Below are 18,387 nucleotides of genomic sequence, written 5' to 3'. Positions count from 1 at the left end.
CTGCATTCATGTGCAGAATCTCTGTCTACTGGATGGAAGTGGGTTGGCCAAGGCCGAGCAGCTTGTGCGGGTTGCGCTGTACCAGGATTTCGATGATTCGTTCGCCGTCAGTATCGAAGGCCATGGCCGACTCCAATACATCTTCGAAGTAACGAAGAAGCCCCAATCGGCCATTGAGCATCGTGGGTACCATTCGCAGTTGTTCTTTGCGCCTAAGGTGTGGTGCATATAGGAGCTGTGCGATGCGTGCGCCGCCCACCATCGGCTTTGGGAAGCTGGTAACGATCCCGCCGCCATCGCCGATCAGCACGGCTGACTCTGCCATCAGTGCTTTCATTGCCTTGAGATCACCACTGGATGCGGCCTCGGCGAAGCGGCGCATCAGTTTCTGGTGAACCTCTTGAGGCACATTGTAGCGTGGTCGTTCCTGACGCAACTGCAGACGTGCACGATGTACGATCTGGCGACAGGTCGCCTCGGTCTTATCCAGTGTCCGAGCCACAACCTCATAGTCCTGGTCAAAGACATCGTGCAGCAGGAATGCTGCACGCGCGTCCGGGGCCAGTCGCTCGAGAACATTGAGAAAGGCCAGTGAGAGGTCACTGGCAGTTTCCAGTACATACTCGGGTGTGCTGCTGTCGTCGGTCAGCAAAGGCTCGGGCAACCACATGCCGACATAGTGTTCCCGCGCATGGCGGGCTAGGCGTAGAGCGTCGATGGCGCGCCTAGTCGTGGTGGCCACCAACCAAGCTTCTGGATTCTCGATCTGTAGCTGGTCGGCACCGTGCCAGCGCAGCCAAACGTCCTGCACGACGTCTTCCGCCTCGTGCGAAGACCCGAGCATGCGATATGCCACGCCGAACAGGCGCGGACGGAGGCGAGTGAACAGGGCAGTTGAATCGTCCATGCCAGCGTAGACGGAACAGGTCCCCGGATTGTGACATCCGGAGACCCATTCAGGGTAGCTGGCGATGGGTTACGATTAATGCGGAGGCAACACAGCCGGCTTGCCGATGTCTTTGATCAGAAACACCACGAACCTTGCGGGCTTGGTGGTACTGGCGTTCCGGCCAACTGTGTGCAGGTCATCTGGGCCTTCATGGAAGGCTTCACCGGGACCGAGGGCGACTTCGCGCCCACCGGCCACGCCCATCACAATCCGCCCCTCAAGTACATAGACGAAGCCGTGAGCATCATGGCGATGTACCGGATCTGCACCACCGGGCGGGTATTCCACGGTGAGAATCAATGCTTCCTTGCCTGGATGTTCCGGCAAGGCGCGGGTCATCACTTCGCGCACGATTGGTTCAGGCGCGGTGCCAGACGGTGCGGCAGCGCTAGTTCCGAAAGGTAGAAGGGCGAGTAAGGCCAAGGGGAGTAGGGAACGCATGGATGGTCTCCTGTACGGATGCGGGACGTACCTGCGGGCAGCGGCGCCGGGCACTCAGGCCAAGCCGGCCTTGTCGAGGCCGAACGCCTTGTCCAAGGTGCCGGGGACGGTGCGGAACGCAACATTGGCGCGATTCCAAGCGTTGATTGCCATCACCGCATAGGTCAGGTCGACGATTTCCTGTTCGGACAGCTGGCCTCGCACGCGCTCGTACACGTCATCGGGCACGCCCTGTGCTGGTAGGTGGGTCAGCACCTCGGTCCAGGCCAAGCTGGCGCGTTCACGCGGGCTGAATAACGTCGATTCGCGCCATGCGGCTAGGTGGTGCAGGCGCAGAGCACGCTCGCCACGGATCGTGGCTTCCTTCACGTGCATGTCAAGGCAGAAGCCGCAGCCGTTGAGCTGCGAGGCGCGGATGTTGACCAGATCGATGATGCCGGCTTCGATCGACGCGGTGTGGGCGGCGTGCGAGAACAGGCCGAGCTTCTTGAACAGCTCCGGCGCTTGTGCGGCGTAATCCAGGCGGGCGGTCATTGTAGGGCTCCTGCGGAAAAGTTGGGTGGCACGGGAGCGTACGTTCTGGCTATCGATGTAGGTAGATCGCGCTGGGGCTCCACGGTGTTGATCGAAAATCACCAATTAACTGTCACAGCTAGGGTGGCTCAGCCGTCTGCGGGTTATGAGTACTTCCATAGATCCGCTTACCGCAAAGCGCCCTGCCAGCGAGCAGGTCTGGCAAACCTTCCTTGCCGGGCTGAATGAGCTACCGCCGGATGCACGCGCCATCCTGCTGTTGCACGACGTGTTGGGCGCTGGCTTCGAGGACATCGTGCCGCTGCTGGGACTGGACGTATCGACGTGTCTGCAGCGCTTGGACCTGGCTCGAGCCCACCTGCTTGCACGAAAAAGCACTTTGGAGCGTAAAGAAGAATGAACGCCACACCTTCCTGCCCAGTTAACGATGGCCATGATGCGATCAATGCGTCCTTCTCAACCAGCTATGCCGGAGTGCTTGCCTTCATCGCGGTTGCTGCGGAAGGTAGCTTCGCGCGTGCGGCGGATCGGCTCGGCGTTGGTCGTTCGGCGGTCAGCCGCAGCGTGCAGAAGCTGGAGTCACAGCTTGGCGTGCGGCTGTTCCTTCGTACTACGCGCTCGACTTCGCTGACACGCGAGGGCGAGCTGTTCCTTGAGGGCTGCCGACCGGGTGTAACATGCATTCAACAGGCGATGGACGAGATGCGTGACCTGCGTGAGGGGCCACCACGTGGTCACCTGCGCATAAGCGCCAGTCATGGTTTTGGGCGTTGCGTGATTGCAAGACTGCTCGCGGCGTTTCGCGCGGAATATCCCGAGGTCTCAGTGGAACTACTTCTCGATGAGCAGGTGCCAAACCTGGTCGCTGATCGTATCGACGTAGCGTTCCGCGAAGGTGTGCTGGAAGATAGCCAGGTGGTGGCCAAACAACTGGTGCCAATGCAACTTGTAGTCTGCGCGTCACCGTCCTACGTGCAGGCGCACGGTCGGCCGGCAACAGTTGAGGCCCTGGTCGACCATGCCTGCATCGGCAGGCGCCTCCCAGGCGGCCGTATGCAGCGCTGGGAATTCCGCGTCGATGGCGGAGAAGTGCACGTACAACCGAAAACGGCGCTGACTTTCAATGATACCGATCTGGCACTGCAGGCTGTCATTGATGGTTTGGGCATCGCCCAGTTGCCCAGTTACCAAGTACGAGAGGCGCTGCGTACGGGTAGAGTGGTGACATGCTTGGATCGCTATGCGCCGCTCGATCGCGGTCACTATCTGTGCTACCTCAGTCGGCGTCAGTTACCCAGACGAGTGCGTGCGTTCATCGACTTCAGCACGCAGCAGGTTCGCGCAATGAATCTGGATGTCCTTTCGCATTGGGAGGCAAGTTACCAGGCCGCTACGCAAGTTCCACAAGGCATATCGACCAAAGATTGAGCAGATTGGTGCGTAGGCTGCAACAGCGTGCGTCCCTCAATGAGCCTACTACCGTCAACACTGTCTCTCTAAGCTTCAATAGTACCCGATAGGCCGGGGCACCCCTTCCTCATTTCAGGAGACACGTCATGAAGATCCTCGTCATCGGTGGTACAGGTCGCATCGGCAGCAAGGTAGTAGAACGCCTGCGCAGTGCCGGTCATGACACTGTGGTTGCTGTGCCATCCACTGGCATTGATGTGCTGACCGGCGAAGGTCTGGATGCAGCAATGTTGGGTACTGATGTGGTGGTGGATCTGGCCAATTCACCATCATTTGAAGACGCTGCTGTGCTGTCGTTTTTCGTGACTGCCGGTCACAACATTCTTGCTGCAGCCAGCCGCGCCGGCGTGGGCCATCATGTTGCCCTATCAGTGGTCGGTACCGACAAGCTGGTCGCCAGTGGCTACTTCCGCGGCAAGATCGCCCAGGAACGTCTGATCCGCGATTCTGGGCTGCCATACACGATCATTCACTCTACCCAGTTCTTCGAGTTCCTGCCCGGTATTATCCAGTCCGCTGGCGATGGCCCAACACTCCGCCTGCCCGTGGCGGATGTTCAGCCAATTGCAGCCGAGGACGTGGCCGATGCGGTGGCCCGCATCGCTCAGCAGCAGCCGGCCAATGGAGTGGTGGAAATTGCGGGTCCTGAGCGCGTATCGATGGCCGAGTTGGCCAATCGTTTCCTGCGTCTGACCGGTGATTCAAGGCGGGTGGTGGGCGACGCACAGTCGCTCTACTTTGGTTCGCCGCTCCAAGTGGACACGCTGGTCCCGGCTGGGCGTGCTTGGACTGGAAGCATCGGCTTCGATGCTTGGGTGCAGCAATCGAGCTTGATGCCTGTAGAGCCAGCTGAGCAATGAATCGTGTTGCTGCCTTCATGAGCACATTGTGAGGGGACTGGGAGCGGTACGGAGTTAGGCGGATGTTCTCTCTCTGGGATGCTCGGAGCGATCTAGGCACGCATTGGCTGATTTGCTGCTTGCGAGTCAGGCTACTTGGTTCGGCAACAATAGCTTCGAGGCGCGGCCATTGAGCATATATGTCTCCGCGAGAGTATGAAGTTCAGGGTTCGCCAGCCAGGTGCATCGCGCAATCACCTGGCTTTGAGGATGGCCAGCGAGCCAACTACGAGGGTATGGAGGATCACGCCTGGCTGGCGGCCTAGGGCAGGGGTGCCAGCTACACCGGGCGCTGCAACTTGTGACTGGAATCTGTGGTTGAGATCCCATTAATAGCCACGATGAGCAATTCATCTATCATGCTTTGAGCAGTGACTAAGCTGCCGTCAGAGGACGACGCCAAGCCGTAGGCGGGTGAGCGTGGACCTCTTATTGAGTCCAGCTCGACAGGGATAGTTAAACTCCTTGCACCGCCTATGCCAGGCACACCTCTATTCCCCATAAGAATGAAGTGGGCATGGAGCCATTGTGATATGAACAACTCTAATCTATCTCCTCCCACCGATCTCGCTACGGTCTAGGTCAAGCCAGGGCCGGAACTGCTGGATCCAACCAATCCATATCCTCAGCTTGATTTGAGCTATGAGAGCGGATTTCCGGATTTCCCCTATGCGACTACTCATACTTCTACGATTACTGCCTGTATGAGTGTGGAATTTCCGAGATGAAAGAGCTATCCCAGCATCTTCAGGTCTAGGGGGGCGGCGGCCGACCACCCACTGAGCATGAGCGAGAGAAAGCGCTGGTTCTATCGATGTAATCGGATGGACGAAGGATGGAGCGTGCTGGGCCCCTGCGGGTCTTCGGATGAGCAAGGGGGCTCTGCCTGCCCAAGCCCTAGTACGCCTAACGCCCACGGCCCCTGCGGCGCTCCTCGTTCCTCCTTAGAACCTCCACGACGCTCTTCACGTGTGCATAAACGCCGCCCCTAAAAAGCAATTCGGCCTCTCCATCGAAGATGTCGGACCCACTCACACCGAACTGGCCCGGTACTCCGACCTGCGGTACGGCTACAAAGAAGCGGCCCAACCTCCAGGCAAGATCAAGATCTCGACCGTATTGACGGGGAGGTTTGGCCAACCACTTCCACTGCCATGTTGCTTCGCGCGGACCAAACAGATGGGGGATACTTCTTTCCACCAGCAATTTTGCAGGAGTGAAGGGCTCGATCTCCGACCGCGACCGCAACCGCGTCGGAAGCGCTGGTGCTGGAGGGCCGCTGGACCTTCCATGTGCCGGTGGCCGCAACAGTACCGTGAGCCCGATGGCGCCGCTTGTGATCGCTTTAGGTCGCCGACGGTGCGTGTCGGCGCGTGGCTGCCTCCAGGGTGAACACACTGACCGCATCGCTCAGCCGCACCGCTTCGTCCTTCATCGAGCGCGCGCCATCGGCGGCCACATCGGCCAACTGGCTGTTGAGGGTATTCATGCCAGCCAGGCGGTCGAGTCCCTCATCAACCCGCGCGATGTCATTGGACTGCGCCTGCGAAGATGCGGCGATATCGCCGATCATCGCCCGTACCTGGTCTACGCTGTCCACGATCTGTTCCATCGTCTGCCCAGCACGCTCCACCAGCGCCGCGCCCTCGGTGACCTGGCCGTTGGCATCGACGATGAGCGTGCGGATTTCCCGAGCTGCCGCAGCGGAGCGCTGCGGCAGCGTACGTACCTCGCCCGCCACCACTGCAAATCCCAGGCCGTGCTCGCCTGCACGCGCCGCCTCAACGGCAGCGTTCAGCGCTAGGATATTAGTCTGGAAAGCGATCCCATCGATTACCGAGGTGATGTCGGTGATGCGCAGCGAGGACGCATCAATTCGCTGCATCATCTCCACCACGTCATGGGTAGCACCGCGGCCGGCCGGGGCCACGTCGGTGGCGGCCAATGAGAGGCCGTTGGCCTCCTGAGCCAGGCGGGCATTGTGCTGCACCGCGCTGGCCAGCGTGCGGATGGACGCGGTGGTGTCATCCAAGCAGGCAGTCTGCGCTTCGGTGCGCGCGGACAGGTCACCATTGCCTTGGGCGATATTGGCGGCCGCGTCATCATTCCGTCGCGCACCGCGCTGGATCTGCCCGATCATCTGCGTCACCCGGGTCACAGTGGTATTGGAATGGCGCGACGTCCGGCCGAACACGCCGGTGGGGGCCTCATCCATGCGCCCGGTCAGCTCGCCGCGGGCAATCGCCGACGAGGCCAAGCTGGCAGCGGGCAAGGCCGAGCCCTGGCATGGTTTAAGTAAAGCTACGAGAGCGCTCTATCTCTGCTGGCTTGGGCAATAGCACGTTGTGTGGCCTAGTTCGGTGCCCAACTTGGGCTGGCTCCGCTTCTAGGGATGACCAGTTCTCAGTCCCTGAGCGTCCAAGGGGGGCCGACACCATGCAATTCGAATGGGGGTACAAAAGGGGGTGCGGTGGAGTTTGTGAATTTAGAAAGTCGAAGTATATCATTCACTTACAGTTTCTTTGCGGTTCGGATAAGCGCACCATCCCCTTTTTTCGCCACTCCCTGCATCTCCCGTGTCGCCATGATTCAAAGCTGAATCAGTGAATTGCGGCGGACAAGGGTTCCCGAGCCACCCCGCTGCGCCCCGTATTGAAAGGCACCCGGGCACACGGAATGGCACGCAGTGGGTCCGTGGCATCCATCCGCCCCCTGGGCAACCGATACCGGGCCTTCGCCGAAGTGGACGGCCGGTGCGCCGCCAAAGTGTTCAATACGAAGCGTGCTGCGCGCGCCGGATCTCCAGCGAGGAAGTCGAGGTGCTGGCCAAGGCGCTCGACGTGTGGGATTCGCTGAAGGTGGAAACCCCGCGCAATTGGATCAGGCTGGTGCTTCTGTCGCGCTGGAGAGTGCCGCTGACGGCGTGCGCTGCGCAGATCCTGCGCGCTGCGGCTGGGGGTTGCTCCGGTGTTCGGCCTGTCGGCATCGAAGCGAGACAGCCTATTCCGCAAGGTCGGAGTCGGTGTTCCCACCGTCAAGGACCTGCATTTTCACGATGCGCGCGTACAGGCCATCTGGCGACTGTCGAAGAAGGTGGACGTCCTGGAATCGGCGGGGGTGATCGGGCACCGCAATTTGTCCAGCCTCCTGATCTACTACGGAGCCACAGCTTCGGAGCTGGCTACGAAGCTCGGTTGATCCGAGCTTCATCCTCGGCCCAACTCACCACGGCTTCGCGGTTCCATAGCTACTTTTCCGGAGACGTCTAGGTCGCACGCCAAGCTTGTGGCCCAGGAGTTGCGGGATGAGCTCAGGTCACGAGCTGGGATGGCGGGACATCCAAGGTCAGCATCGTCGTTGAGTCGCGCCCTGGCCAACTCACTCCCTGACCCGGCCGACCGCGTTTGATTCAAACGATCCGAGGGCGGCGGCGGCGCACCGCTCGAACAGGCCGACGGCATCAATGCTGGAACAGCCATCGTGAGGCAGCGGCGTAACACAGGCGCGAGGCAACCCCGAGCTGTGCTTTCGGATGAAGAACACGATGGAGGAGATCAGTCGCTGGGCCATCTGGCGCACACCCGAACCCGCCCATCCGATCGAACTACCCAACTACTGGCTCCCAGGACCGCATGAACGTCGCGCGAGGCCGGCCATCGCCGCGACCGCCTGCTTCACGAAACCAGGTGAAGCGACGCGCAGGCTAGTGTTGTCTGCAGGATTCGAGTCGTTGTCGTCACCGTGGATGTGGCTATCATCTGGCAGGTCATGAAGACCTTATTTATCAGCACACTCACAGGCCGAGCTACCTTCAAGGCTGCTTCTGTTGGGTAGGGCGTGGATATCACTATCCGCACCCGCCTCCGCCGGAAATTCTGTCGGCTGGCGAAATTCCCATGGATGAACCTTGGACGGTATTGGCGTGGGTGCTGGAGCGATCGAGGCAAACATAGTCAATCTCCTCGAGCCAATCGAGAGTGAGCCTGAGTTGTTTGACAGTGGACTAAGTGATGTCGAGTACATCGATGCTGTCAACGCGAGGCTGGTCCAGTTGAGAAGCATCTGCGGCAATGACGGGACATCGATCTGGGGAGGCTCCCCGGTTGACATGAATCTGCAGATAGAACTCATGAGGAAATCACTGGCGCCAAGCGACTGTGAAGAATGGATCGACCGGGGCGGTTTCCTGAGCTGGAGGCGCAAGTTCGAGGTCTATTCTGGAGTCGATTGCTCCGGCTTCTACGGTGAGAAGGGCATATTCCAACCCAGGGCAGCGGCCGCGATATTGAACCGGTACTCGGCAGCACCTTTGGACTTTGAGGTGGGCAGGCGATACTTCTTTGGCCAACGGGTGCGTCAGTGAGACGAGAGATCTGGCGTGGAGCGGATCGGTGCTGCTGGCCGCCATTGCCAGGGGGACCCTGGTTGGTCGTCAGGGGCCGGGGTAGGGGCACGGGTTGAACGCTACGGCTGGCCGCAACCGGACGGGTGTCGCCGACGTCGCATCGCTACCCTGCACGCTGCGCCCGCTTCATGCGCCAGCGACGCGGCAGATCCAGCAGCGGGCGCTCCAGCCCGGCATGCACGGCGCTGCCCACGGCACAGCAGGCGATCAGGGTCAGCAGCACGAAAGCCAGATGACCAGCCCCGCCGGGTGCCGGCGACAACATTGCCCAGGCGCGACCCGCGGCTGATAGCACAAAGATGTGGGTCAAGTAGAGCGAGTATGACGCGTCGCCCAGGTGGGTGAGCCAGCGTGGCGCGCGCATTCCCCCCTTGGCTTCAAACCGGACCACGCCTGCCAGCAGCAGCACGGCGGCGGTACCAAAGCACGCGACCCGGATGGGGACGGCCACCGTCGCAGGGCCTGATTCGGGCAGCAACCCGGCCGCAATGATGCCGGTCGTGAGGCCCGCGGCCGCCAGTGGCACGGCCATCCAGGCAGGAATCCGGCGCCAGTAGAGGCCGAGCAGGGCGCCAGCAATGAATTCGTAGGTGAGCGGATTGGTGACAAGGTAGTGTGCCGGTGTCGTGGGGCCAGGTGGCAGCCACAGGGCGGCCCCGATCGTGGCGGCCCAAACCAGCAGGAAAGCGGGTACGAAGCGTTCGGGTACAAACGCGATGACTCCGGCGAAGACCACGTAGAAGTACGCCTCGTGCACCAGGGTCCAGCCTACGGTGAGCACCGGCAGTTGCGCGTGGGGGATCAGCAGATAGGACGCCAGTACGCTCTGGCCTGCGTAAGAGCTGTTCACCATCGACGGAACCAGGGCCATCAGCACCACGACCACCGTGGTGAAGATCCAGTACATGGGAAGCACACGCCATGCGCGCTTGATCAGAAACTGCGCGCTCGCGCCCTGCTTCATGTAGCGCCCGGCTGAAATCGTGGTCATCACAAAGCCGGACAGCACAAAGAACAGGTCTACGCCGGCGTCCGCATATCTGGCTACGGCGTCCAGCAACGCGGGGCCTTGCAGGTACTTGATCTCGACACCGCGCAGGTGGAACAGGACCACGGCCAACGCTGCCAATGCACGCAGGCACTGCAGTGAATCCATTCGTTGCTGCGTGGCCATCTCTTCGTGCTCCATTGAGAGGCCGCATCCTAGCACCGGTTGCCGAGGCTTGGCTGGCGCCCGGGTGTGTTCGTGAAGGACCGCCTGGGCGTCGGATCTGGCGGTTCGGTGAAGAGATGGTGCCCACCTTCATGAGAAGAGAGGACAGGCGCCGCCATCGGCTCGCCCTCATTCGACACCCCGGTCGTCGCCTTCTGTCTCTGCGAGACCGGCTCGAAGTGTTGCGGATTGCGCCGCACGCAGCGCTGACGAAGATTCGGCCCATGGCGATGCCGGACGACCTATGGCTCCTGCGCGACCTCCTTCCTGCGGCCGTGACAGTTCAAGTTCTTCATTACGTTCTGCCGTGCGGCACGGACCCGCAGCGCGCGCGAGCGGAGAGCCTGACGCCGGTTCGCCGCCGCGGCTGTTGGGACGCTGCGGCGGCGCGGTCGCGGTGGCTACAGTTCTGAGGCAGGCAAAGCGCTCAGCGTTCTCCTGTCCAGTTACTGCTGGTTTACCGGGTCATTTCCCTTCTTGTAGGTATACCCGGTGACATCCCAACCGCCGCCATGGCCGGATGAGGGTTCCACCCAGGTGAACTCCCATGTCTGGATGGAGCCGTCGGGAAGCAGGTTTTCCACCCGGTAGATCTCACCGGGAATGCCCTGTTCCGGCAGCTTTCCCGGGATCGATTCATCCGAGCGCGCAGACACGCGCCCTACAGAGAACGCCTGTCTCTCCACCCGTACGTGACCGTGGCCCTGGGGGGCGAATGACGGCTTTACCCGCTGTGTCACCCAGTCCAGCACCTGGCGCGCGCCCGCTGTCTGCCTGGGATGGTCATCCGCAGTCACGGTATGCGTGATGCGTTGAGGGGACGCACTGGCGCCGGCGGGACACAGTCCGCCCAAGGTAATCGCCAGTACCGCAAGTCCATTGAGTGCATGTTTCACGTGCATCGTTCTCCAGGGCTGAGGAAGTGAAGCGGCACCTTCAGGGTGCCGACGCAGCGTGGAGACAATGGCCGCCGCGGTTAAGAGGTGATACCGACCTGGATGTGAAGTGGATCAAGGAAGGTCGAATTCCTGACCACTCAGCGCCGCAATGCCTGACGGTGAACGCTGGCTTGCGCCCGGCGATCTCGCACTCGGCCTGCTGCACCGCCGCGAGTGGTGTCACACAGCTCTGGCTAGACTGTGCCTCTTTTTCCGCACCGCAGGAGGCACCCATGGCCCATCCCATTTCCGTAACCCTGATCGGCGTTCCCACCGACGTCGGTGCCGGCCATCGCGGTGCCCGGCTGGGGCCGGAAGCGCTGCGCGTGGCGGGCCTGCCGGAGGCGCTGGCGGCGCGTGGCGTGGACGTGCGCGACCTGGGCAATCTGGATGGCCCGCGCAACCCGTGGACTGCGCCCGTGGCGGGCTATCGTCACCTGGAGGAGGTGGTGGCGTGGAATCGCGCGCTGATGGACGCCAGTTACGCGGAGCTGCTCGCCGGGCGCATGCCGATCATGCTCGGTGGCGACCACTGCCTGGGCATCGGTTCGATCACCGCGGTCGCGCGCTGGTGCCGCGAGCAGGGCAAGAACCTGCGCGTGCTGTGGCTGGATGCGCATTCGGACTTCAACACCAGCGATGTCACTCCGTCGGGCAACATCCACGGCATGCCCGTCGCCTGCCTGTGCGGCCTTGGCCCGGAGGCGCTGACCCGCCTCGGTGGCAGCGCGCCAGCCATCACGCCGGCACAGGTGCACCAGATCGGTATCCGTTCGGTGGATCCGGAAGAGAAGCGATTGATCAAGACCCACCAGGTGGACGTGTACGACATGCGCTACATCGACGAGAACGGCATGAAGCGCGCGGTGGAGGCGGCGCTGGCCGGCATCGACGGGAACACGCACCTGCATGTCAGCTTCGATGTCGATTTCCTCGACCCGAGCATCGCCCCGGGCGTGGGTACTACCGTGCCGGGTGGGGTGAACTACCGCGAGGCACAGCTGGTGATGGAGATGATCGCCGATACCGGACGCATGGGCTCGCTGGACATCGTCGAGCTCAACCCTCTGCTGGACAAGCAGAACGCTACCGCCGAGCTGGCCGTGGACCTGGTGGAAAGCCTGTTCGGCAAATCGACACTGATGCGCGACTGAGGCGGGGCTGCCTGAACGGATCGGCGATCCGTTCACACGCGCTCCACGCCGCTGCCGCCAGATTGCACTTCACGCGGCAGGGGAGCCATTGGCCCCTTCTGCCGAGCGACAGAACCCGATCCGCGAATGAAGCGGTATGGCGGCCAACCCAAGGAGAAGCCCATGAAGCGCGTAGTTGCCCTGATGCTGTTGTCGATGTTCTCGGTGGCCTTGCTGGCCGGCTGCAATACCGTTGCTGGCGCCGGCAAGGACGTGCAGAAGGCCGGTGAAAAGGTCGAGGACGCCGCCAAGGGCAGGTAAGCCCGGCGCGGAGTGGAAAGAAGAGGCCGGGGCGACTCCCCGGCCTTTTTCTCGTGCGTCGTCCGCGCACACGGTTATCGCGGTAGTGAACCATTCAAGCAGGTGAGCAGGCATTTCATTGCCGGTTGACCGGGGTCCAACGGTGGCGGCGCCAAGCTGGCTCCACGGTAAGAACGCCGTTGCAACCAAGGACTCCCAGCGATGAACAAAGACATCATTTCCGGCAAGTGGTCTCAGCTGAAGGGCAAGGCCCAGGCCAAATGGGGCGATCTGACCAATGATGATTTCGATGTGGCCGAAGGCAACGCGGAATACCTGGCCGGTCGCCTGCAGGAACGTTACGGCTGGGCCAGGGATCGCGCCGAGAAGGAGGTCCGCGACTTCGAGGACAGCGTTCGCAAGGACTATCCGGACTACCGCTAGAAGCCTTCCTTCCCCATGTCCGACGCCCGCACCGCCAGGTGGCGGGCGTCGTGCTGCATGAGGGGTCAGCGGGCAGGTGGATCCGGGACGTATCGGTTGGGGAAGGCCTGCGGTTCGCGCGGCAGGCGCGACGGGGAATCCACCAGGATGCCGCGCGCGCGCAGGTTGCGTGCGCTGTCGTAGCGCAGCTGCAGCACCTGGGTGGGGCTGCGGCTGGCGCGCTCGAAGTCGGTATCGCGTACCGACGACTGCTCGCGTGCACCGTGGCCGGTGCCCAGCGCCGGCGCCTGCGACTTGCTGGCGTAACCCTCGATGCGGCTGGCGCTGGCGTCGGCCGCAGCTTCGGCGGCCGGTGCCGGCAGCGGCAGGCCACGGCGCAGGATCGGCTCGGGGCGCCAGCGGCGCGCTTCCTCGAACACGGCCACGCCAACTACGCCGATGTTGTCCGGGCGGCCAGTGCGGCTGGCGTAGCTGCCGCTGGGGCTGCTGAACACGAACTGCGCCACCTCGTCCTGGCTCTTGCGCCAGCCGGTGATGTCGGCGCGCTGGCCGGGGTTGAGCACGTAGCCGGTCTGCGAGGGATCGGCATCTTCCCCTGAGATGGCGTTGACGCCGTCCACCGACAGCACCACCAGCACCCGGCGCGAGCTGTCGTTGTACAGGCGCACGGCATAGCGGTGGCCGCGCTCGCCGGCCACCCAGCGCTGGCCCTCGGCGGGGTAGCTGCGTAGTTCGGTGCCGCGGTCGCGGTCGACCAGGGCCATGCGCACGGGGCCGCCCTCATAGACCGGCGGTGGCATTGGAGCCGGGCGGAAGCCAGCCAGGGGCAGGATCAGCAGCAGGGGCAGCAGGCGTTTCATCGGGCGTCTCCAGCGGGGTTGCGTGAATGAACGCGCCGTGGGCCCTGACGGGGTTGACCGCCGGCACGCTAAACTGGCCCCGTTCATCGAAGGTTTCCCCTACGCAGTCATGACGACCCGAGTCCTAACCGGTATCACCCCTTCCGGCACCCCCCACCTGGGCAACTACGTTGGCGCCATCCGCCCGGCGATCGCGGCCAGTCGCGCTCCGGGCATAGAGAGCTTCTTTTTCCTGGCCGACCTGCACAGCCTGATCAAGTCCCAGGACCCACAGCGCACCCAGCGCGCGACCCTGGAGATCGCGGCCAGCTGGCTGGCCTGTGGCCTGGACCCGGAACACGTTTGGTTCTATCGCCAGAGCGACATCCGCGAGACCACCGAGCTGATGTGGTTCCTGACGGTCATCGCCAGCAAGGGCATCCTCAACCGCGCCCATGCCTACAAGGCGGCAGTGGACAAGAACCGCGAGGAAGGCCTCGATGAGGACGCGGGTGTCAGTGCCGGCCTGTTCATGTACCCGGTGCTGATGGCTGCCGACATCCTGATCTTCAAGGCCAACCAGGTGCCGGTGGGGCGTGACCAGATCCAGCACATCGAAATGGCGCGCGACTTCGCCCAGCGCTTCAACCACGTGTACGGCAAGGAGTACTTCCCGCTGCCGGACGTGGTGATCGATGAGCAGGTGGCGACGCTGGCGGGCCTCGATGGCCGCAAGATGAGCAAGAGCTACCACAACACCATTCCGCTGTTCGCGCCGCGCGAGGAGCTGAAGAAGCTGGTGTTCTCGATCCTGACCGATTCGCGCGCCCCCGGCGAACCGAAGGAGACCGAAGGTTCGGCGCTGTTCCAGATGTACCAGGCGTTCGCCAGCCCGGAACAGACCGCTGAGTTCGCCAACGCCTTCGCCGCCGGCATCAGCTGGGGTGATGCCAAGCAGCAGCTGTTCGAGCGCATCGACAGCGAGCTGGCGCCGTTGCGCGAGCGCTACAACGCGCTGATGGCTGAACCGGAGAAGATCGAGGCGCTGCTCAGGCGACGCGGCCAGCAGCTGCGCGAGACGTTGGCCATGCCGCTGCTGGAAGAGCTGCGCAATGCAGTCGGCCTGCGCGACCTGTCCAGCGCCGGCAATATCGCCAGCGAGGACGCCGGTGTGGCCCGGGTGGCGCCACCGCAGTTCAAGCAGTATCGCGAGAAGGATGGCCGCTTCTATTTCAAGCTGACCGCCGGCGATGGCACGCTGTTGATCCAGAGCGAAGCCTTCGACTCGCCGCGCGAGGCCGGCCAGTTGATTGCGCTCATCAAGCAGGCCGAGCAGGGCGATGCGCTGCAGAACCAGCGGTTTACGCTGGAAGCTGAGGCCGGTGCCGTGCTGGCCGCTCTGGCCGTGCTGCGCGAAGAGGCCTGATCGCCGGGCCTGCCTGCCCTTTGTAGAGTCGAGCCATGCTCGACTTTGCTCCGCCTCTGTAGAGCCGAGCCCGTGCTCGGCTGGGTAGCAAAGCAGCCGAGCATGGGCTCGGCTCTACAGGGAAGCCCCTTGCCGGCACGACCGTGGCACAGCGCCCATGGCATGATGTCCGCGCGCCTCCGGCGCGATGACATGGAGTCCGCGATGGCCTGGTTGTCGCTGCTGCTGTTCCTGCCCTGGTTCCTGCTGCTGGGCAGCCTGTACTGGCTGTTCCCGCGCCAGCCGCGCAGCGCGCGACGGCGCCTGTTCGACGGCACCGCCCTGGTACTGGCCTTCGTGCTGAGCATCGTGTCGATGCTGTGGGGCTACCGCATCGGCGGGGTGCAACCCGGCGCTGGCCCGATCTGGCCGCAGGTGCTGGCGGTGCTGTATGCCTACGGTGCGTTCCTGGCGGTGCTGGTGCTGGCCCTGCTGCTGCGGCCGCGCTGGTTGCGTCCCTGATGTAGCGCCCGCGTGTGCCTTCTGTGGCCGAGCCCACGCTCGGCTGATGCCTGGCAGAAAGGCGGCCGAGCGTGGGCTCGGCCCTACAGGATCGCCCCCCTCCGACCAAAGCCGCATCGAACCCCGGCCGCCGGCGCGCCTACCATGGCGGTCTGTTCCCGATTTCGCCAGGTGCGTGCCGATGACCGCCGACCCCAGCATCCATACCATCGATACCGGTTTCCAGCGCCCCCGTTTCGACGCGGCCTACCTGGTCGTCGAAGGCGGCCGCGCGGCGTTTGTCGACTGCGGCACCGGCCTGTCGGTACCGGCGATGCTGCAGGCGCTGGCGGATGCGGGCCTGGGCGTGGAAGCGGTGGACTGGCTGCTGCTGACCCACGTGCACCTGGACCATGCCGGCGGCGCCGGCCTCCTGATGCGGCACTTGCCCAACGCGAAGGCAGTACTGCATCCGCGTGGTGCGCCGCACATGATCGATCCGACACGGCTGATTGCCGGTGCGACGGCGGTGTACGGCGCCGAAGAGATCGCGCGCAGCTATGGCCGCATCGAGGCGATTCCGGAACACCGCGTGGTGGTGGCCGAGGATGGTCATCGCATCGACCTGGCCGGCCGCGAACTGTTGCTGCTGCATACGCCGGGCCACGCGCTGCACCATTACTGCGTGTGGGATGCGCGCAGCGGCAGCTGGTTCACCGGCGATACCTTCGGCATCGCCTACCGCGAACTGGACAGCGTGCAAGGCGCTTTCATCTTTCCAACCTCGTCGCCGGTGCAGTTCGATCCGGAGGCGATGAAGGCCTCGATCCGGCGCATGCTGGACTATGCGCCGCAGGCGATGTACCTGACCCACTATGGGCGCGTCGAGCAGGTGGAAAAGCTGGCCGAAGACCTGTTCGAGCAGATCGATGCGATGGCCACCATCGCTCGCCAGTGCGATGGCCGTCCGGACCGCCACCGCTGCCTGCTGGCCGCGTTGCGGGCACTGTACCTGGAGCGCGCGCAGCAGCATGGCTGCGCGCTGGACGAGGCGGCGGTGACCGCCGCGCTGGCGATGGACATCGAGCTCAACGCGCAGGGCCTGGCCTGCTGGCTGGACCGCATCCGCGGCTAGCTCCGTACCCTGCGTGGATGGGGCGGGCCCGCGCTGCGCCGCGACGTCACCACACGTTACACTTTGGTGACTTCCAAGCTAGCCGTGGTCCTGCCGTGAATCCGATGCGCGTGTTGCTGCTGTCGTCCTGCCTGTTCGTGGGTGGCCTGGCCCATGCGGCCAACGACCTGCCGGGTGGCGGCATCGATCCGCAGGCCCTGTCGCGCCATGTGCGTGTGCTGGCCTCGGATGAATTCGAGGGCCGCGCACCGGCCACCGAGGGCGAAGAGCGCACGGTGCAATACCTGATCGAGCAGTTCCGCAGCTATGGCCTGCAACCGGGCGGCGTGGATGGCAGCTGGGTGCAGGCAGTGCCGCTGGTGCGTGCGCAGCTGGACGGCCCGGCCACGGCCAGCCTGGCGCTGAAGCAGGGCAGCCGTGCGCTGGCCAACGGCGTGGACGTGACCCTGCAGAGCCTGCAGCCACGCAAGCGTGTGCAGATCAAGGACGCGCCACTGGTCTTCGTCGGCTACGGCATCGAGGCGCCGGAACGCCACTGGAACGACTACAAGGATGTGGACCTGCGCGGCAAGATTGCCGTGGTGCTGATCAACGACGCCGATTTCGAAGCCGATGCGCCGGGCGCGTTCGACGGCAAGGCGGTGACCTACTACGGCCGCTGGACCTACAAGTTCGAGGAAGCCGCGCGCCGCGGCGCTGAAGGCGTGTTGATCGTGCATGAGACTGCACCGGCCGCGTATGGTTGGGCTACGGTGAAGAGTTCGGGCACCTCGCCGTTGTTCGACATCCAACGCAGCCGGGCCGACGCAATGGCGCAGCACACGCCGTTGCGTGGCTGGATGCAGCGCGAACTGGCCGAGGCGATCTTCGCTGACGCCGGGCTCGATTTCGAGGCCGAGAAGCGCAAGGCGATGCGCGCCGACTTCCATCCTGTGGCCCTGGACAATGCCCGCCTGAGCGTGGACTTCGCACTCAAGCGCGAGCAGGTGGTGACCCGCAACGTCGTGGCCAAGCTGCCCGGTGGCGCGCATGGCGACGAGGCGGTGATCTTCTCGGCGCACTGGGATGCCTTCGGCGTCGGCCAGCCCGATGCCAAGGGTGACCGCATCCGCCGGGGGGCGATCGACAACGCCACCGGCGTGGCGACCGTGCTGGAACTGGGCCGCGTGTTCGCCGCCGGCCCGCAGCCGCAGCGCACACTGTATTTCGTGGCGTTGACTGCCGAAGAGAAGGGCCTGCTGGGCGCCAGCTACTACGCCGCGCACCCGTTGGCGCCGCTGGAAAAGACCGCTGCGGTGCTGAACATCGAAATGTTCAGCCCGGATGGCGCGACCCGCGACATCGCCTCATGGGGCAAGGGCCGGGTGTCGCTGGAAGGCGACCTGGAACGCGTCGCCAAGGCCCGCGGCCGCAGCTACAGCCCCGACCCCAACCTGGAGGCCGGCTTCTTCTATCGTGCCGACCACTTCGCCTTCGCACGCCTGGGCGTGCCGGCGATCACCATCGGCCCGGGCCTGGACAGGTTGGACGGTGGCGTGGAAGCCGGACGCGCGCTGCGCGAGAAGTACTTTGCCGACTGCTACCACCAGGCCTGCGATGCCTGGACGCCGCGCTGGGACCCCAGCGGCCACGCCGCCGATACGTTGCTCGTCTACGACCTCGGCGCCGAGCTGGCCAACAGCCGCCGCTGGCCGACGTGGGAAAAGGACTCGGAGTTCCGCGGCGCACGCGACAAGAGCGAAGCGGCCCGCCGCTGAGGCAACGGTGGACGGCGGCGCGCA

Annotated in this window: 19 protein-coding genes; 12 read left to right on the top strand and 7 right to left on the bottom strand. The window is 63.7% G+C overall.

The window, feature by feature from the left end:
- Positions 1–25: 25 nt before the first annotated feature.
- The 3 genes from A9K58_RS12810 to A9K58_RS12800 all read right to left on the bottom strand — a co-directional run bounded on the left by A9K58_RS12810 (position 26) and on the right by A9K58_RS12800 (position 1,924).
- Complete coding sequence (locus A9K58_RS12810) at positions 26–907, bottom strand: RNA polymerase sigma-70 factor (RefSeq protein WP_065185627.1); 882 nt, start codon at positions 905–907, stop codon at positions 26–28.
- Between the two features lie 75 nt (positions 908–982).
- Positions 983–1,390, bottom strand: coding sequence for a cupin domain-containing protein (locus A9K58_RS19155; RefSeq protein WP_081284041.1), 408 nt, complete (start codon positions 1,388–1,390; stop codon positions 983–985).
- A gap of 54 nt (positions 1,391–1,444) precedes the next feature.
- Positions 1,445–1,924 carry a carboxymuconolactone decarboxylase family protein gene (locus tag A9K58_RS12800; RefSeq protein WP_065179753.1) on the bottom strand — a complete coding sequence of 160 codons (480 nt, stop codon included), beginning with the start codon at positions 1,922–1,924 and terminating at the stop codon, positions 1,445–1,447.
- A gap of 145 nt (positions 1,925–2,069) precedes the next feature.
- Here A9K58_RS12800 and A9K58_RS12795 point away from each other — a divergent pair, with 145 nt between their 5' ends.
- The 3 genes from A9K58_RS12795 to A9K58_RS12785 all read left to right on the top strand — a co-directional run bounded on the left by A9K58_RS12795 (position 2,070) and on the right by A9K58_RS12785 (position 4,254).
- A complete protein-coding gene (locus tag A9K58_RS12795; RefSeq protein ID WP_065179754.1) occupies positions 2,070–2,324 on the top strand; it encodes a sigma factor-like helix-turn-helix DNA-binding protein in 255 nt (84 codons plus the stop codon).
- Positions 2,321–3,352: a LysR family transcriptional regulator gene (locus A9K58_RS19150; RefSeq protein ID WP_081284039.1), complete on the top strand. Its 1,032-nt coding sequence runs from the start codon at positions 2,321–2,323 to the stop codon at positions 3,350–3,352. Before A9K58_RS12795 ends, A9K58_RS19150 begins: the two co-directional genes overlap by 4 nt.
- Before the next feature lie 128 nt (positions 3,353–3,480).
- Positions 3,481–4,254, top strand: a complete 774-nt coding sequence (locus tag A9K58_RS12785) for an SDR family oxidoreductase (RefSeq protein ID WP_065199696.1) — start codon at positions 3,481–3,483, stop codon at positions 4,252–4,254.
- A 1,384-nt stretch (positions 4,255–5,638) separates the two neighbouring features.
- Here A9K58_RS12785 and A9K58_RS12780 read toward each other — a convergent pair.
- On the bottom strand, positions 5,639–6,565 hold the full coding sequence (locus A9K58_RS12780) for a methyl-accepting chemotaxis protein (protein ID WP_065199695.1): 927 nt from the start codon (positions 6,563–6,565) through the stop codon (positions 5,639–5,641).
- 695 nt (positions 6,566–7,260) lie between these two features.
- On the opposite strand from A9K58_RS12780, the gene A9K58_RS12775 reads away from it, so the two are divergent.
- A complete protein-coding gene (locus A9K58_RS12775; RefSeq protein WP_065199694.1) occupies positions 7,261–7,491 on the top strand; it encodes a hypothetical protein in 231 nt (76 codons plus the stop codon).
- A 709-nt stretch (positions 7,492–8,200) separates the two neighbouring features.
- Positions 8,201–8,656: a hypothetical protein gene (locus tag A9K58_RS12770; RefSeq protein ID WP_065199693.1), complete on the top strand. Its 456-nt coding sequence runs from the start codon at positions 8,201–8,203 to the stop codon at positions 8,654–8,656.
- Between the two features lie 145 nt (positions 8,657–8,801).
- Here A9K58_RS12770 and A9K58_RS12765 read toward each other — a convergent pair whose 3' ends face one another.
- Together A9K58_RS12765 and A9K58_RS12755 are read right to left on the bottom strand one after the other, a co-directional pair.
- Positions 8,802–9,887, bottom strand: coding sequence for an acyltransferase family protein (locus tag A9K58_RS12765; RefSeq protein ID WP_065199692.1), 1,086 nt, complete (start codon positions 9,885–9,887; stop codon positions 8,802–8,804).
- Positions 9,888–10,357: 470 nt separating this feature from the next.
- On the bottom strand, positions 10,358–10,813 hold the full coding sequence (locus tag A9K58_RS12755) for a hypothetical protein (RefSeq protein WP_231109308.1): 456 nt from the start codon (positions 10,811–10,813) through the stop codon (positions 10,358–10,360).
- A gap of 269 nt (positions 10,814–11,082) precedes the next feature.
- Here A9K58_RS12755 and rocF point away from each other — a divergent pair, with 269 nt between their 5' ends.
- The 3 genes from rocF (at position 11,083) to A9K58_RS12740 (ending at position 12,726) form a co-directional block, all read left to right on the top strand.
- Complete coding sequence (gene rocF / locus A9K58_RS12750; protein WP_065199690.1) at positions 11,083–12,003, top strand: arginase; 921 nt, start codon at positions 11,083–11,085, stop codon at positions 12,001–12,003.
- Positions 12,004–12,165: 162 nt separating this feature from the next.
- Positions 12,166–12,303, top strand: a complete 138-nt coding sequence (locus tag A9K58_RS12745) for an entericidin A/B family lipoprotein (protein WP_005407710.1) — start codon at positions 12,166–12,168, stop codon at positions 12,301–12,303.
- 201 nt (positions 12,304–12,504) lie between these two features.
- Entirely contained in the window at positions 12,505–12,726 is a 222-nt protein-coding gene (locus tag A9K58_RS12740) for a CsbD family protein (protein WP_065199689.1), read from the top strand.
- 65 nt (positions 12,727–12,791) lie between these two features.
- Here A9K58_RS12740 and A9K58_RS12735 read toward each other — a convergent pair whose 3' ends face one another.
- On the bottom strand, positions 12,792–13,586 hold the full coding sequence (locus A9K58_RS12735; RefSeq protein ID WP_065199688.1) for a hypothetical protein: 795 nt from the start codon (positions 13,584–13,586) through the stop codon (positions 12,792–12,794).
- Between the two features lie 109 nt (positions 13,587–13,695).
- Between A9K58_RS12735 and A9K58_RS12730 the strand changes: the two genes are divergently transcribed.
- The 4 genes from A9K58_RS12730 to A9K58_RS12715 all read left to right on the top strand — a co-directional run bounded on the left by A9K58_RS12730 (position 13,696) and on the right by A9K58_RS12715 (position 18,363).
- Positions 13,696–14,991, top strand: coding sequence for a tryptophan--tRNA ligase (locus A9K58_RS12730; RefSeq protein WP_065199687.1), 1,296 nt, complete (start codon positions 13,696–13,698; stop codon positions 14,989–14,991).
- A 204-nt stretch (positions 14,992–15,195) separates the two neighbouring features.
- A complete protein-coding gene (locus tag A9K58_RS12725; protein WP_065199686.1) occupies positions 15,196–15,492 on the top strand; it encodes a hypothetical protein in 297 nt (98 codons plus the stop codon).
- Positions 15,493–15,673: 181 nt separating this feature from the next.
- The gene (locus tag A9K58_RS12720; protein ID WP_065199685.1) at positions 15,674–16,606 is read left to right on the top strand and encodes an MBL fold metallo-hydrolase; all 933 of its coding nucleotides are present in this window, start codon (positions 15,674–15,676) and stop codon (positions 16,604–16,606) included.
- 104 nt (positions 16,607–16,710) lie between these two features.
- The gene (locus A9K58_RS12715; RefSeq protein WP_065199684.1) at positions 16,711–18,363 is read left to right on the top strand and encodes a M28 family metallopeptidase; all 1,653 of its coding nucleotides are present in this window, start codon (positions 16,711–16,713) and stop codon (positions 18,361–18,363) included.
- The last annotated feature ends 24 nt before the right edge of the window (positions 18,364–18,387 follow it).

It is taken from the genome of Stenotrophomonas maltophilia, from assembly GCF_001676385.1.
GTDB lineage: Bacteria > Pseudomonadota > Gammaproteobacteria > Xanthomonadales > Xanthomonadaceae > Stenotrophomonas > Stenotrophomonas maltophilia_J.
Note: the sequence above shows the minus strand (reverse complement) of the source record. Positions and strands in the feature narration are given on the sequence as shown.